Source organism: Plantactinospora sp. WMMB334 (assembly GCF_049179095.1).
In the GTDB taxonomy this organism is placed as follows: Bacteria; Actinomycetota; Actinomycetes; order Mycobacteriales; family Micromonosporaceae; genus Plantactinospora.
The window spans coordinates 4,208,589-4,222,332 of sequence record NZ_JBMHME010000002.1 but is presented as its reverse complement, the minus strand read 5'-3'; the positions used below and the strand labels follow the sequence as shown (position 1 = coordinate 4,222,332).

At 73.4% G+C, this 13,744-nt stretch carries 12 protein-coding genes; 5 read left to right on the top strand and 7 right to left on the bottom strand.

The annotated features are described in order from the left end of the window. The first annotated feature begins 39 nt into the window (after positions 1 to 39). The 3 genes from ACN27G_RS18110 to ACN27G_RS18100 all read left to right on the top strand — a co-directional run bounded on the left by ACN27G_RS18110 (position 40) and on the right by ACN27G_RS18100 (position 2,389). Positions 40 to 702: a hypothetical protein gene (locus ACN27G_RS18110; protein ID WP_421493977.1), complete on the top strand. Its 663-nt coding sequence runs from the start codon at positions 40 to 42 to the stop codon at positions 700 to 702. A gap of 64 nt (positions 703 to 766) precedes the next feature. Continuing rightward, on the top strand, positions 767 to 1,885 hold the full coding sequence (locus ACN27G_RS18105; protein ID WP_421493976.1) for a protein-L-isoaspartate O-methyltransferase family protein: 1,119 nt from the start codon (positions 767 to 769) through the stop codon (positions 1,883 to 1,885). Between the two features lie 369 nt (positions 1,886 to 2,254). Next, positions 2,255 to 2,389: a hypothetical protein gene (locus tag ACN27G_RS18100; protein ID WP_421497624.1), complete on the top strand. Its 135-nt coding sequence runs from the start codon at positions 2,255 to 2,257 to the stop codon at positions 2,387 to 2,389. Between the two features lie 192 nt (positions 2,390 to 2,581). Here ACN27G_RS18100 and ACN27G_RS18095 read toward each other — a convergent pair whose 3' ends face one another. After that, the gene (locus ACN27G_RS18095; protein ID WP_421493975.1) at positions 2,582 to 3,973 is read right to left on the bottom strand and encodes an MFS transporter; all 1,392 of its coding nucleotides are present in this window, start codon (positions 3,971 to 3,973) and stop codon (positions 2,582 to 2,584) included. Positions 3,974 to 4,066: 93 nt separating this feature from the next. Beyond that, the gene (locus ACN27G_RS18090; RefSeq protein ID WP_421493974.1) at positions 4,067 to 4,792 is read right to left on the bottom strand and encodes a hypothetical protein; all 726 of its coding nucleotides are present in this window, start codon (positions 4,790 to 4,792) and stop codon (positions 4,067 to 4,069) included. A 167-nt stretch (positions 4,793 to 4,959) separates the two neighbouring features. Between ACN27G_RS18090 and ACN27G_RS18085 the strand changes: the two genes are divergently transcribed. Continuing rightward, positions 4,960 to 5,544 (top strand): DUF1684 domain-containing protein, encoded by a 585-nt coding sequence (locus ACN27G_RS18085; RefSeq protein WP_421493973.1) that lies wholly within the window; start codon positions 4,960 to 4,962, stop codon positions 5,542 to 5,544. 57 nt (positions 5,545 to 5,601) lie between these two features. Here ACN27G_RS18085 and ACN27G_RS18080 read toward each other — a convergent pair whose 3' ends face one another. From ACN27G_RS18080 to ACN27G_RS18070, 3 genes are all read right to left on the bottom strand, one after another. Continuing rightward, positions 5,602 to 6,207 (bottom strand): general stress protein, encoded by a 606-nt coding sequence (locus ACN27G_RS18080; protein WP_421493972.1) that lies wholly within the window; start codon positions 6,205 to 6,207, stop codon positions 5,602 to 5,604. Between the two features lie 149 nt (positions 6,208 to 6,356). Further along, the gene (locus tag ACN27G_RS18075; RefSeq protein ID WP_421493971.1) at positions 6,357 to 7,190 is read right to left on the bottom strand and encodes a helix-turn-helix domain-containing protein; all 834 of its coding nucleotides are present in this window, start codon (positions 7,188 to 7,190) and stop codon (positions 6,357 to 6,359) included. A gap of 138 nt (positions 7,191 to 7,328) precedes the next feature. Beyond that, positions 7,329 to 8,744, bottom strand: coding sequence for a glycoside hydrolase family 6 protein (locus tag ACN27G_RS18070; RefSeq protein ID WP_421493970.1), 1,416 nt, complete (start codon positions 8,742 to 8,744; stop codon positions 7,329 to 7,331). A 339-nt stretch (positions 8,745 to 9,083) separates the two neighbouring features. On the opposite strand from ACN27G_RS18070, the gene ACN27G_RS18065 reads away from it, so the two are divergent. Continuing rightward, positions 9,084 to 10,073 (top strand): anti-sigma factor RsbA family regulatory protein, encoded by a 990-nt coding sequence (locus tag ACN27G_RS18065; RefSeq protein WP_421493969.1) that lies wholly within the window; start codon positions 9,084 to 9,086, stop codon positions 10,071 to 10,073. A 16-nt stretch (positions 10,074 to 10,089) separates the two neighbouring features. Here ACN27G_RS18065 and ACN27G_RS18060 read toward each other — a convergent pair whose 3' ends face one another. Both ACN27G_RS18060 and ACN27G_RS18055 read right to left on the bottom strand, forming a co-directional pair. Continuing rightward, positions 10,090 to 11,463, bottom strand: a complete 1,374-nt coding sequence (locus tag ACN27G_RS18060) for a cation:proton antiporter (RefSeq protein WP_421493968.1) — start codon at positions 11,461 to 11,463, stop codon at positions 10,090 to 10,092. A gap of 50 nt (positions 11,464 to 11,513) precedes the next feature. Beyond that, positions 11,514 to 13,670: a SpoIIE family protein phosphatase gene (locus ACN27G_RS18055; RefSeq protein WP_421493967.1), complete on the bottom strand. Its 2,157-nt coding sequence runs from the start codon at positions 13,668 to 13,670 to the stop codon at positions 11,514 to 11,516. Between the last annotated feature and the right edge of the window lie 74 nt (positions 13,671 to 13,744).

The following is a 13,744-nucleotide window of genomic DNA, read 5'->3' as shown; positions in this document are numbered from 1 at the left end:
TAGCGTCGCGGCTATCCCGCCGACGCGACAGGAGCCCTGTTGAGCCAGCCTGTTCCGCCTCAGTTGGTCGTGCACTGCCGGATGCTCCACTTCGGCTGGATACCGGCGGATCCGGGAGCGGTCGCGGCGACGGTGCCGCCGGGGCTGCGGCTGCGGGCCGACCGGCGGGTCTTCCTCCAGCAGTACGTCGTGGACGACGCCGCCCAGACCTCCGGGCTCGACAGCTACTCGGCGACCGGACTCGGCCCCGAACTCGACCTGCCCGACTCGGGCGCGGCCCGCTGGTACACCCAGCACCTCAGTTCGAGCCCGCTCGCCCAGGCCCAGGCGGCGGTACGCGGTGTGCCGGCCGGCGCCGGCCGGACCACCATCGAGATCACCGGTCGGGCGCTGGTGGCGGTGGCCGAGGCCGACGGGGTGGCCCTGATCCGCACCACGGCGCGGATCGGCCGGCAGGTCACCCGGGTCTACCGGGGCCACACCCGCTACGTCAGCCGGCTCGGCGACCGGCTCACCGGCGCCTGCTGCCCGTACGTCTTCGAACCGGTGACCCCGTTCGAGATCGAGTCGGTGGAGTTCCTCGCCCCGGACCATCCCGTCTTCGCGCTCCGTCCGGCCAACCCGTTGGAGATGCTGTGGGGTTTCTACTCGCCACGCTCGTCGTTCGCGTTGCCGGGCAGCGAGGGCTGGAGCCGATACTGAGGCGTCGGAGCGGACCCGGCGGCGAGCCGAGGTCCGGGCCGGCCGTCGCCGGCCCGGACCGGCGATGAGCCCGGCGGAGGAACTGCGGGCCCGGTACGTCGACGACCTGCGCCGCGACGGCCTGCTCGGCGAGGACCTCGTGCGGGCGTTCGCCACCGTGCCCCGTGAGGAGTTTCTGGCGACCGGCTTCGACGGTGGCGGGGGCCGCTGGGTCGGTCCGGCCGATCCCGACTTCCTCCCCCTGGTCTACCGGAACCATCCGCTGGTGACGAAGGTCGTCGACGGTGTGCCGGTCAGTTCGTCCAGCCAGCCATCGCTGATGGCGGCCATGATCGAGTCGCTGGAGCTGCGCCCCGGCAGCCGGGTACTGGAGATCGGTGCCGGCACCGGCTACAACGCCGCCCTGATGGCGGTGCTGGGTGCCCGGGTCACCTCGATCGACATCGCACCGGACGTGGTGGAGCGGGCCGCGGCGGCGCTGCGCCGGGTCGGGCTGGCCCACGCCGTCGAGGTGCGTTCCGGCGACGGCTACCTCGGCGGGGCGGCGCTCGCCCCGTACGACCGGGTGGTGGTCACCGTTGGGGTGACCGGGGTGTCGCCGCGCTGGCTGGACCAGCTCGCGCCCGGCGGCCACCTGCTCGCTCCGGTGGAGCACGCCGGGAACCATCCGGTGCTGCGGATCCGGCCGGGTGGACCGGGGATGGGCGAGGCGCGTGGCGCGCTCCGCGCCGGGTTCATGTCCGCGGCCGGGCCGCTGGCCGCCCGCTATCCGGGCCTGCATCCGGCACCCCGCCGGACCGATACGCTGCCTCCGCCGACCGTGCGGCATCCGCCGCTCTGGCATCCTCCGCTGGACGTCTTCCGATACCACGACCTGTGGTTTGCCGTCGGTGCCTGGGACCGGCGGGCGACCTTCTCACCCGGTCCGGCCGGCGGCTGGGGCGGACCCGGCGGCTGCCTGCTGCTGGACGAGGCGCACGGCGGCGGCGCCGGCCTGCTCGCCGACGGCTCGGTGCGGGCGTCGGGACCCTCCGCCGCCCGGTACGCCGCCGAAGCGCTCGCCCTGCGGGACCGATGGGTGGCCCGGGGGCAGCCGCAGATCTCCGACTGGTCCGCCCGGCTGGTCCCGGCCGGCGACCCCGACCAACCGATCCTGGTGCCGACCGCCTGGGTCCAGCACTGAGGCCCGTTCGGCGCAACTGTCCAACCGGCGTCTCTGGCCACGGCAGCCCCACCGGGCACCGCCGGCTCACCGGTCCCGGAGGTCGGGGCGGGGCAGGCTACCTCGGAATCGGGGTGCTCCGACGGGTTTCCGATGGGCCAGAGCGGCAACTCCGACGTCGGGTTGCCCGGACCGCGCGACGGTGGGGGCGGTGCCACCACACGGCTCCCGGCAGCCCCGGCGGGTGCCCCGGGTTTCCCGCCGTGCGAGGACGACCGGTGGCCGTACCGGTTCGCGAGCCGGAACTGGTAGATGCGCCACGGGCGCCGGAACCGGTACGCCGGCGGTCGTCCCGCCCGTTCGGAGAGGTGACGACCAGGGGAGGACGGCATGTCCGGTGAGCTGATGGATGCTGAGCGGGAACAACCGGCGAAGGGGGCGGTCGAGAGTGAGCGCGGCGCGCTGGTCGCGGTGCTGGTGATGGTCGTGCTCGGCGTGGCCGGCATCTTCGCGGTATCCACCTGAGCGGTCCGTACGAGCCGGTCCCCGCCCGGCCGGGCCGACGAACCCGCCGACCACCGACGGCTTGCGGGTACCGCCACCGGCTCGGCGACCTGGAACCGCCACCGGCTCGGTGACCTGGAGCCGCCACCGGCTCGGTGACCTGGAACCGCCACCGGCTCGGTGACCTGGAGATCAGAATCGGTGACCTGGACATCAGAGGCGTCTTCCCGGCGCGATGACGCCTCTGATGTCCAGGTCAGTCCGGGGCGGGGACGGCGGGGCGGACGTCGGCGGCGGAGGCGCCGTGGGGGGCTGGTGTGGTGGGGTGCGGGTGGGGTGGAGCGCGAGCAGGCCGGCCCCGAGGCAGAGCACGGCGGCGACCACCAGCGGAAGTCGGTGGTCGGGGAGGACCAGTGCCGCACCCACCGGGGTGGCGAGCGCGACCGGTGCGAAGAGCAGGGTGTTGGCGCTGCCGGAGACCCGCCCGAGCAGCGCCTCGGGGGTCCGGGACTGGATCGCCGTCACGGCGGCGACGAGCGTCCAGGGCAGTCCGACACCGACCAGCACGGAACTTGTCACGGCAGCGGGTGTCCAGGGGACGCAGCGGGCGAGTGTGCCGACGGCGAAGATCACGGCTCCCAGTGCACCGACGACGACGGCGCTCCGGCTACGCAGCAGCCGACCGACGACCAGGCCGCCGAGTAGCGATCCGGCACCCTGCCCGGAGAGGAGCACGCCGACGAAGGCGGCGGGCCGGTGCAGGTCCTCGGTGACGACGTCGTAGACGGCGGCGGTGGTCAGCCCGGACATCGCGATGCTGACCGATCCGAGCAGGACGGTGCCGCGCAACTCGGGGTGCCGCCAGAGGAAGGCGAGGCCGGCCGGGACCCGGCGGGCCGCCGCCGCGGACCCGCTACCGGGTCCGTCAGCTCCGCCGCCGTCCCGAGCTCCCGTCTCGCCGTCCCGAGCGCGCTCAGCGGCATCGTCGGAGGGGTGGCGGTCGGAGTCCTCGTCGGCGGCGGCGAGGTGTAGGCGGATCCGCAGCAGGAGGTAGAGACCGGCGGCCAGCGTCAGCGTGCCGGCGGTCAGCCCGACAACCGGGTAACCGCCCTGCCAGGCGAAGAGTCCGGCACCGGCGAGCGGGCCGACCAGCTTCATCCCCTCCTGTGCGCTGGTCCGCAGTCCGTTGACCGCGCCCAGCGCGTCGCGTGGAAGGGTGGCGGGGAGCAGAGCACTCTCGGCGGCATCGACGACGACGAGGCTGGTGCCGTAGCCGAGCATCACGGCGTAGACGAGCCAGACCTGGTCGTCGGTGCGGACCGCGAGCAGTGACAGGACGGCTCCGGCCGTGACCAGGTGGACCCAGACGGCGAGGCGGCGGCGGGGAAAGCGGTCCACGAGTGCGCCGAGGACCGGTCCGAGCAGCGTCGGGGCGAAGAGACAGAGACCGGTCAGCGCGGCCAGGCTGCTGGAACCGGAGAGGTCCAGTATCCATACCCCTGCGGCCACGTTCAGCGCCGTACCACCGAACCCCGAGATCAGCGAGATGCCCACGAACAGTGCGGCGTTCCGGTTTCGGGTGTTCCGCCATCGGACGGTGTCCACGTCCCGACCTCCGACGACTTGAGTCCAGAGGACTCACATCCTCGTGTGGTCGGCCGCGTCGTGTCAATGAGAACTTGAGTCGGATCTGCTCAATCACGGCTCCGGTGTGGCGGCCAGCACGGCGTGCCGGAGCTGGTCCAGCACCTCCGGCAGTGCCGCCGTGAGTTGGACGGGCGGAACCTTCTCGAGGTCCTCGACCGCCTTGCTGGCAAGGGCGTACAGCGCACCGGGCTCGTCGGCGCCGGCTGCCATGCCGAGGGTGGTGAGCGCGAGTCGTGCCCGGGGGTGCCAGCCGTCGCGGTCGGGGTCGGTCGACAGTCGCCGGAAGGCGGTGGTCACCGTTACCCGGAGCCGCCCGATCCCGGCCCCGGTATTGTTGTCAACAATCTGTTGACGCCTGCGATCGGTCCGGATCCGGGCCGGATCCCGGGTCGTGGCGCCGCAGAGCCGGACCCAGCGCTGCTCCGCGGCCTGCCTGCTGGCGAGGCCGAGTGCGGTGGCGATCCGGGCCCAACTGGCCCGCTCCGCGCGGGCGGCCTCGATGAGCTGCCGCTCGGCCTCGTCAAGTCCGGCCCGCAGTCCGCCGAGGAGCCGCAGCGCCGCCACCGGATCGAGGCGATCCGGACCGGCGGCCCCCGTGACGTTCGCGACCGCACCCGAGCCGGCGGGAGCCGCCGTCATCCGGGCGGCGGAGGCGGTTGCCAGCACGGCCGCGTGGGCGGCCACTCTCCGTGCGACGTCGTCGGCGCCGTCCGTCCTCGCCCCGGCCCGGGGTGTGGCGGGCCGGGGCTCGCCGTGGGGACGATTCTCGGTTCCCATCCCGGAATCATCCGACTCGGCCCGACGCGTTGTCAACACTCCGTTGACACGGCCCACCGACGCGTGGGGTCGCAGGGGTGGCCGGGGGTGGGGTGGTTTGCCGGATGTGACGAGTGATGCGGGGCGGTCGGCGACCGGGAAAACGCTGCCGCACTAGGCTGGTCCGGATGGAGGAACTGGAGCTGGCGGACTGGCGCGAGCAGGTGACCCGGCTCTACCTGTCCGATCTTGACCTGCCGGGGTTCCGTGCGGCCCGGGACGCGCTCTTCGCCGGTCATCCCCAGTCGCCGGTCCCAGTGGCGGAGCGGGGCCGCTTCACCGGCCTGCGATACTTCCCGCCGAACCCGGCGACAGTGCTCGACGTGCCGGTACGCCCGGCGTCCGGCACGTCGACCATCGACACCGGCGGGCCGGACGGTGTGGTGCGCTACCGTCGCTCGGGCATCGCGGAGACCCCGTGGGGGCCGCTGACCCTGTGGTGGATCGAGGCGTACGGCGGCGGGCTCTTCCTCCCGTTCCGGGACGGCACCGCCGGCCGGGAGACCTACGGCGGCGGGCGCTACCTCACCGACACGGTCAAGGGCACCTACGGCCGGGGCCTGATCGTGTTGCCCGGTGGGCGGCTCCGGCTGGACTTCAACTACGCCTACAACGCGTCCTGCGCCTACGACGACAGGTGGGCCTGTCCGCTGGCGCCCGAGGAGAACCGGATCACCGCGCCGATCCGGGCCGGCGAGCGCGTCTACCGCTGAACTCGCCGGCCCCGGCAGATCATCGGGGCGTCCGGACCGGCCTGGTGCCGGTGCCCGTCAGCCGGTGGCGCCGGCGGGCCGCTGGCCCGGCCAGTTCATCCGGCTGATCACCTGCCGTGCCTGGTCGGCGAAGGTCGCGTCGACGGTCACCGCGTACTGGTTGGCCCGCAGGCTGCTGGCCGAGGTGAAGTCGCGCCGGCCTCCGCTCATGGCGTGGGCGATAGCTCCGAAGATGGCGCCCCAGACGGCACCGATGGCCAGGCCGACGAGGATCACCGCCCACCAGTTGCCGACCGTGAAGATGCCGAAGAGCAGGCCGATGAAGAGCCCGAACCAGGCACCGGTGGCGGCACCGGCCAGGGCGGCCCGGCCGGTCGTCATCCGGCCCAGGACGGTTTCGACAAGCGTCAGGTCGGTGCCGACGATCGCGGCGCGTTCGACCGGAAACTGGTTGTCGGAGAGGAAATCCACGGTGTACTGCGCCGATGGGTAGTCCGGGTAGGAGGCGATGGTCACCGTGGCCCGTCCGGACTCGGTGCCGTCGCCACTGCTCGGCGCTCTGAACTGGTCGCCGGACGGACCGGCGGGCAGGTTGTTCCCGCCGCTGACACCCGGCACACCGGACATACCGGACCGCCATGTCGCCGTCGGGTTTCTGGACATCAGAAATCAGCCTCCTTCGTCACGGCTCGAATCCCCGCCTGCTGACTCGGTAACCCGGCCCGGGGGCCACTAAACCGGGGGCGGTCTGCGGCCCGATGTCCGATTCTCGGGCGGGGGCGGCCGGGCCCGGTGGGGACGGCCGGCCCGGCTCAGCGGGCGCTGGCGCTGCCCACCCGCCACTCCCGCTCCGCGGTGGCGGCGACCTCCACCGCCGTGGCCTCGTCGAGCGGGAAGAAGGACTCGACGGAGAGTTCCGCCACCGTCACGTCCCGTGGGGTGCCGATCGTCAGCACCGTACCGAAAAAGGCGAGTTCCCGGCCGTCGTCCCGGATCCGCAACGGCACCACCACCTCGCCCGCCCCCGGGATCTCCACCTCCGGCTCCGGCTGGTCGCAGGGGTACGCCCGAAGCTCGTCGTAGAGGTCGGCCAGCTCGGAGTCCCCGCTCTGCGCGACCTGCCGGCGGAGCCGGCCGAGCAGGTGGGCGCGCCACTCGCCGAGGTTGACGATCCGGGCGGCCATCCCGGCCGGATGCAGGGCCAGCCGGAGGGCGTTGATCGGCGGGGCGAGCAGGGGCGCGGCCACGCCCGCGGTGAACAGGCCGATGCTGGCGTTCGCCTCGACCACACACCAGGCCCGGTCGACGGCGACGGCCGGGTAGGGCTGGTGGGCGGCGAGGACCTGCCGGACCGCCGTGCGGACCGGGGCCAGCGCCGGGGAGTCCAGCGGCGTACGGGGATAGATCGGAGCATATCCGGCGGCCAGCAGGAGCTGGTTGCGCTCGCGCAGCGGTACGTCGAGCTGCTCGGCGAGCCGGAGCACCATGTCGCGGCTCGGCATCGCCCGGCCGGTCTCCACGAAGCTGAGATGGCGGGTGGAGATCTCCGCCAGGATCGCGAGCTCGAGCTGGCTCAGCCGCCGCCGCTCCCGCCACCCGCGTAGCAGTTGGCCAACCGGTCGCTGCCGCTGTCCGGCGACCATCATCTCGTCACCACCATTCCGATCGTGCGGCCGGGCCGCTGGCGGGGAGCGGCCTGCCGGCCGGGGCAGGGACGATCCGTCCGGATGGCCGGGCCGCCGCCCGCGCGAGGCGGGACGGCGACCCGGCCGGAGGACGAGGCGTCAGCTCGTGGTGCAGGCGTTGCCGTTCAGGGTGTAGCCGGTCGGCGCGGAGAGGGTGCCGCTGTAGGTGCCCTGGAAGCCGACGCTGGCGGTGCCGCCGGTGGGCAGCGAGCCGTTCCAGGCCGCGTTGCCGACGGTTATCTGGGTGCCGGACTGGCTCCACACGCCGCTCCAGCCGTTGCTGAGCCGCACGTTCGAGCCGACGGTGAAGGTGAGGGTCCAGCCGTTGATGGCCGGACCGTTGTTCGTCACCCGGATGTCGGCGGTGAAGCCGCCGCTCCAGGAGTTGGCGCTGTAGCTCACCCGGCAGCTACCGCCGGCCGGTGGGGTCGTGGGCGGCGGGGTGGTCGGCGGCACGGTGGTCGGTGGTGGGGTGGTCGGCGGCACGGTGGGTGGTGCCGTCGTCGGCGGCCGGGTGGTCGGCGGGCCCGTGGGCGGGTTGGGGGCGGCGATCGCCAGGTCGTACGCCCGCTGCGGGACGAACTGGCCGGCTCCGGCGATGCAGCCGTCGGCCTCGCCCGGCAGCTTGATCCAGAGGAACGCGTCCACCGCCGGGTCGCCGGTCTCGGTGGTGCTGGCGGTGCCGATCGCCCGTCCCGCCGGGTCGCACCACTCGCCCCGGGGGTCGGGGCCGTTGCCGTTCCGGCTGGTGTCGACCACGATCTTCAGGTTGGGCGCGCCGGTCGCCGCGACGACCGCCTTGGCGTAGGTGACGGACTCGGCCGTGGTGCGGTAGTTGGAGACGTTGACCGAGATCCCGTCGGCGCTGTTCGCGATCTCCGCCGCGACCAGCCGGGAGGCCATGGCCGACGGGCTCAGCCAGGCGGAGTGCGCCGCGTCGAAATAGACCCGGGCCTGGCTGGATGCCGCCTTGAAGGCCCGGCCGGCGTACGCCATCGAGGCCTGCGTCTCGGCCTGCTGCGAGGAACTCATGCAGTCCGACATCAGCGCCAGCACGTCGGGTTCGAGGATGATGCTGGCGGGTCGACCGTTCAGGCCGCCGGCCACCTGGTCGACCCACTGCCGGTAGGCGGTGTGGTTGGGCAGGCCGCCGCTGCTGGCGCCGCTGCAGTCCCGGTTGGGAATGTTGTAGACCACCAGGATCGGGATCTTGCCGGCCGCCGCGGCGGCACCGACGAAGGCGTCGACCTGACCGCGTACGGTGCCGGGGTTGTTCTGGGTGAACCACCGGCCCTGTGGGACACCGGCGATCCGGTCCCGGATGACGGCGGTCCGCGAGTCGTTGGGGTTGGCGGCGACCCAACGTGCGGCGCTGGTGTCCGGGTCGACGTAAAATGCCGAGTCGGCCGCCATGGCCGGGGTGGGATTCAACAGGCCGACACCGACCGCTGTCGTCGCGGCGAGTGCCGTGACGGCGACGGCACCGGCCGCGGCGAGCGCGGGTCTGAGGTGCATGCGGTACTCCCTTCGGGACGGTGGGAGATCGAGGGGCATCGCTGGAAGCGCTCCCATAGACATCGACCACGGTAAGGCCATGTTGCGTCCGTGTGAAGCCCCGGTTTCCGTTGCCGGCCATCATCGCAGGTCACCGACGTGTCCGTCCGGCGCGTCGCGGCCCGCTCCGGCGTGTCCGCGGCCCGGTGCGTCTCGGCCGCGGCCCGATCCGTCGCCGACCGGTTGGTCGTCGCGCTGACCGGTCGGGCCGCCCTGACTCTCCGTGGCGACATGTTGCCAGCGCCACGTAGGCTGCCGGTCGGAGGTGCGGGTGGACGCGTCAGGGGTGGCCGGCGGACTATGACATGGGAATCAGCCGCCTGGCCGGAGGCTGGATCGCTGCGGCACGACGCGCTCTTCTACCGGAGCGACGACGACTACGTCACCGGCATCCGGTCCTTCGTGGAAGCCGGTCTCGGCGTCGGCGAACCGGTCCTGATCGCGGTACCCGGAACCCGGCTCGACCTGCTGCGGGCGGCCCTCGGCGGCGGTAGCGAGCTGCGTTTCGTCGACATGGCCCGGGAGGGGCGCAACCCGGGGTGGATCATCCCGGGTGTGCTGCACGCCTTCGTCGACGAGCACACCCCCACCCGGGTCCGCGTCGTCGGCGAACCGGTCTGGCCCGGCCGGTCGGCGCTGGCCTACCCCGGGTGCGTACAACACGAGGCGCTGACCAACATCGCCCTCGCCGACCGGGCGATCAGCATCCTCTGCCCGTACGACTCCGCGCGGCTGGACGTCGATGCCATCGCCGACGCGGCGAGCACCCACCCGTACCTGATCCGGTGCGGCGACCGGCAGCCCAGCGCCGGGTACGGCCGGCCGGAGACTGTGGTCGACGCCTTCAACCGGCCCTTTCCGCCGCCGCCGCCCTCGGCCTCGACGCTCTTCTTCGAGGCCGCCGGGCTCTCCGGGATGCGCGCTATGGTCGCCGCGCTGGCCCACGAGGCCGGCCTCGACCGTGACCGGATCGACGACCTGCGGGTCGCCGCGAACGAGATAGCCACCAACGCGGTGGTGCACTCCGGCGGGCCCGCGGCGGCCCGGGTCTGGGCGGACGAGGAGGGGCTGATCTGCGAGATCATCGGCTCCAGCGTGCTCACCGACCGGCTCGCCGGCCGTCTTCCGCCGTCGCCGGTCAGCGACACCGGGCGCGGTCTGTTGCTCGTCAACTACCTCTGTGACCTGGTCCAGGTGCACACCGACGCCACCTCGACCACGGTCCGACTGCACATGCACCGGAGGGCGGGGCCGGCGGCGGGCCCCGTCGCGCCCACCGCCGGGAGATGATCCGGCCCGGCTGGGGTCAGACCCGGGCCGGCCCGTCCGGTGCCGCCGCCCCCCGCGTCTCCAGCCCTGCCGAATCGCCGTCCCCTGCCGAATCGTCGTCCCCTGCCGAATCGCCGTCGTCTGCGGAATCGTCGTCCGGATCCGGGGCGCCGGTGCGGTCCAGCCGCCGGTCCAGGAACTGCATCACCGGTGTGGCCGCCACACCGTGCACCACCACCGACACCACCACCGCCAGACCGGCCGTGGCCCAGAGCAGGTCGGTCCCGGGGAAGTAGGCGTGCGTGGTGGCGTACCCGAGGTAGTAGAACGTGCCGACGCCCCGGATGCCGAAGAGCGCGATGACCCAGTGTTCGGCCGGCCGACCCGGCGCCCCGATCAGGGCGAGGCGGCCGGTCAGCGGCCGGATGACGAAGATCAGCGCCAGCGCCACCACCACCGCGGGCCAGGTCAGCGGGGCCAGCATCCCGGTGACCACCGCGCCGCCGAGCAGCAGCAACAGCAGCACGGTGAGCAGCCGCTCCACCTGCTCGGCGAAGTTGTGCAGCACCTGGTGGTACTCGTGCGACCGTTCCGCCGCCCGGATCGCCCGGGCGGTCGCGAAGACCGCGAGGAAGCCGTACCCGCCGACGAGTTCCACCAGGCCGTACGAGAGGAAGGTGGCGGCGAGCGCCAGAAAGCCCTCCGAGTGCCGGGCCAGCCGCAGCTGCTCGGAGCGGACCCGGAAGAAGAGCTTGCCCAGCAGCCAGCCCACCAGCACCCCACCGGCCACGCCGAGCACGATCCGGTAGCCGACGTCGACGGTCAGCCACTCCGCCAGCCAGTCCCCGGGCGCCAACCCGACGCCGGCGATGGCGATGGCGGCGTAGACGAAGGGAAACGCGAGACCGTCGTTCAGCCCCGCCTCCGAGGTCAGCGCGAACCGTACCTCGTCCTCGGAATCCTCGACGTCGGTCGGCTCGCCGACCTGCACGTCCGAGGCGAGCACCGGATCCGTCGGGGCCAGCACGGCGGCCAGCAGCAGCGCGGCGGCCGGCGCCAATCCCAGCCACCATCCGCCGAGTACGGCCACCGCCGCGATGCAGAGCGGCATGGCGACGGCGAGCAGCCGCCACGTCGACGACCAGCGCCGCCGCCCGAACGGACGGTCGATCTTCAGACCGGCGCCCATCAGGGCCACGATCACCCCGATCTCGGTGAGCTGGGTGGTGATCCCGGCATACGCCAACGGACTCGGCTCGGGCAGCCCGAGCGGGAGGAGGAAGACGACCATGCCGAGGCCGAGAAAGGCGATCGGCATGGAGAGCGGCCGGCGCTCCAGCACCCGGGGAAGGATGCCGGCGAGCAGGGCACCAATACCGATCAACGCGTACGCGGTGTCTGAGAGATCCACCCCGGCACACTTTCCCCGCCGGGAGGATCCGCACGCCTGTCAGGACGCGCTCAGGTCTCCGGCTGCTCGTCGGCGCCGGCCCTGGCCGGGATCATCATCTCGAACCAGACCGTCGAGCCGCGTACCGTCGGGTCGGTCCCCCAGGCGTCGCTGAGCTGCTCGATCAGCCCGAGACCCCGGCCCCGGCTGCTGAGCTTCTCGGTCCGGGCCGGAGCCACCGCGCCCCGGGTGCCGCTGTCGGCGACCGAGACCAGCAACCGCTCCGGACTGAGGTCGATCTCCACCCGGGCGGCGGTGCCGGCGTGCAGCAGCGCGTTGGTGGTCAGCTCGCTGGTGCAGAGCACCGCCGCACCGACCACCTGCTCGGGCACGCCCCAGAGGTTGAGTTGCGCGGTCATCCAGTGCCGTACCCGGCCCGGGGCGGTCGGCTCCGCCGGGACCTCCATGCCGGCCGAGCGGCTCGGCGTACTCGCGTGTTCGACCGCGAGCACGGCGACGTCGTCCTCGGTACTCCCCGGCACCGCGCCGGTGGCGAGCGCGCAGAGCGTACGCGGGTCACCGGTGGCCGACCCCGCCACCGTGCCGGCGAGCGCCGCGAAGCCGTCCGTCAGGCTCCGCTGCCGGCGCTCCACCACGCCGTCGCTGAAGAGCAGCAGGGTGTCGCCCGGCGGAAACTCCACGCTGACCGCCGACCGCAGGCCGTGGAGCCCGAGCGGCACCCCGGGCGGTACGTCGACATACCGGGCGGTGCCCGGCTGGCCGGGGGAGCCGCGCCGGATCAGCGGCGGGGGATGCCCGGCACTGGCCAGGGTCAACCGTTCCGTTTCCGGCTCGATCAGCCCGTAGACCACGGTGACGAAGAGCTCTTCGCTGCGCGCCTCCGCGCTCAGGCTCGCCACCAACCGGTCAAGGCCGGCGAGCACCGGCACCGGATCGGGGTCGCTCAGCGCGAGCGCCCGCAGTGCCGCCCGGACCTGCCCCATCAGCGCGGCGGCCTGCACGTCGTGGCCTGCCACGTCGCCGAGGACCACCGCCAGCCGGCCGTCCGGCAGCGCGAAGGCGTCGTAGAAGTCACCGCCGGCGGCGTTTCCGTCGACTCCGGCGTCGTAGCGGGCGGCGATCCGCAGCAGTGGCAGGTCCGGCAGGTGCTCCGGCAGCATGCTGCGTTGCAGCAGTTGCGCCGTGCCGTGCTGGGTCTCGAACCGGCGGGCCCGCTCGGCGGCCTGGGCCACCAACTCCGCCGAGGCGGCCAGCAGGGCGCGCTCGGCCGGTGGCCAGAAGTGCGGCTGCCGGTAGCCGACGGTCAGCCCGCCGCGCAGCGTCGCCGTACGCAGCGGCAGGGCGGCCAGGGCCCGGATCTTCTCGTCGTGCCGGTCGACGGCGCTGCGCAGCAGCGGCTGGCCGTCGCCGGCGAAGCTCGGCGTACCGCTGCCGGCGGTCACCACCAGCGGCGCGGGGGAGTCGGCCGCGTGCCGGCGCCACAGCGGCGGCAGCCGCTCGTCGGCCTCGTCCAGCACGTCGCCGCGGATCCGCCGGACCAGTCGCCACCCCGCGCCGTCGTCCACCCCGAACTCGACCTGGTCGGCGCCGAACGTCGAGACGGCGCTGCGCAGCGTCACCCGGGCGACGTCGTCGAGGGTCAGCGTCCCGGCCAGGGCCGAGGCCAGCTCGCTGAGATTCTGCAGGCGCCGGGTCACCTGGGATGCCTCGGCGGCCACCGTGAGCACTCCGATGACGCTGCCGGTGGAGTCCCGGACCGGGGAGTAGCCGCGGATGAAGACCGAGTGGTCGGCCGGGCCGGGCCCGTCGCCGACCAGCGGCAGCGTGCCCTCCTGCTCCAGGAACGGCTCGCCGGTCCGGTAGACCCGTTCGATCACGTCGCCGACGCCGGGGACGTCCCACACCTCGGCGAACACCTCGGCGGCCGGCCGACCGAACGCGTCGGGATGCCGGGCCGCGATCAGCTCGGCGAAGTCGTCGTTGTAGATCAGCGCGAGCTGCGCACCGTAGGCCAGGGCCATCGGCATCGGGGCGGAGAAGACCAGATCCACCACCGCCCGCAGCGCCGGGTCCCAGTGGTCGGGCGGCCCCAGCGGGGTTTCCGGCCAGCCGCGGTCGGCCGGTGGGCCGACCGCGGGACCCGGAGTCGGCAGCGCACCGGCCACGGTGGAGGGGGGAGCGGGCACCCGCCCGACCGTGCCTGGCATGTCAGCAGCCTAACCGGAGCCGACGAATCCGCTCGCTCGGCCAGGCCGCGAATGCCCAGCATGCCGGGGCTGGG

Bases quoted from the DNA above. Each gene is read 5' to 3' on its own strand.
- ACN27G_RS18105 (WP_421493976.1), top strand. From the start codon at position 767: ATGAGCCCGGCGGAGGAACTGCGGGCCCGGTACGTCGACGACCTGCGC.
- ACN27G_RS18090 (WP_421493974.1), bottom strand. From the start codon at position 4,792: ATGGGAACCGAGAATCGTCCCCACGGCGAGCCCCGGCCCGCCACACCC.
- ACN27G_RS18085 (WP_421493973.1), top strand. From the start codon at position 4,960: ATGGAGGAACTGGAGCTGGCGGACTGGCGCGAGCAGGTGACCCGGCTC.
- ACN27G_RS18055 (WP_421493967.1), bottom strand. From the start codon at position 13,670: ATGCCAGGCACGGTCGGGCGGGTGCCCGCTCCCCCCTCCACCGTGGCC.
- ACN27G_RS18080 (WP_421493972.1), bottom strand. From the start codon at position 6,207: ATGTCCAGAAACCCGACGGCGACATGGCGGTCCGGTATGTCCGGTGTG.
- ACN27G_RS18065 (WP_421493969.1), top strand. From the start codon at position 9,084: ATGACATGGGAATCAGCCGCCTGGCCGGAGGCTGGATCGCTGCGGCAC.
- ACN27G_RS18070 (WP_421493970.1), bottom strand. From the start codon at position 8,744: ATGCACCTCAGACCCGCGCTCGCCGCGGCCGGTGCCGTCGCCGTCACG.
- ACN27G_RS18100 (WP_421497624.1), top strand. From the start codon at position 2,255: ATGTCCGGTGAGCTGATGGATGCTGAGCGGGAACAACCGGCGAAGGGG.
- ACN27G_RS18075 (WP_421493971.1), bottom strand. From the start codon at position 7,190: ATGATGGTCGCCGGACAGCGGCAGCGACCGGTTGGCCAACTGCTACGC.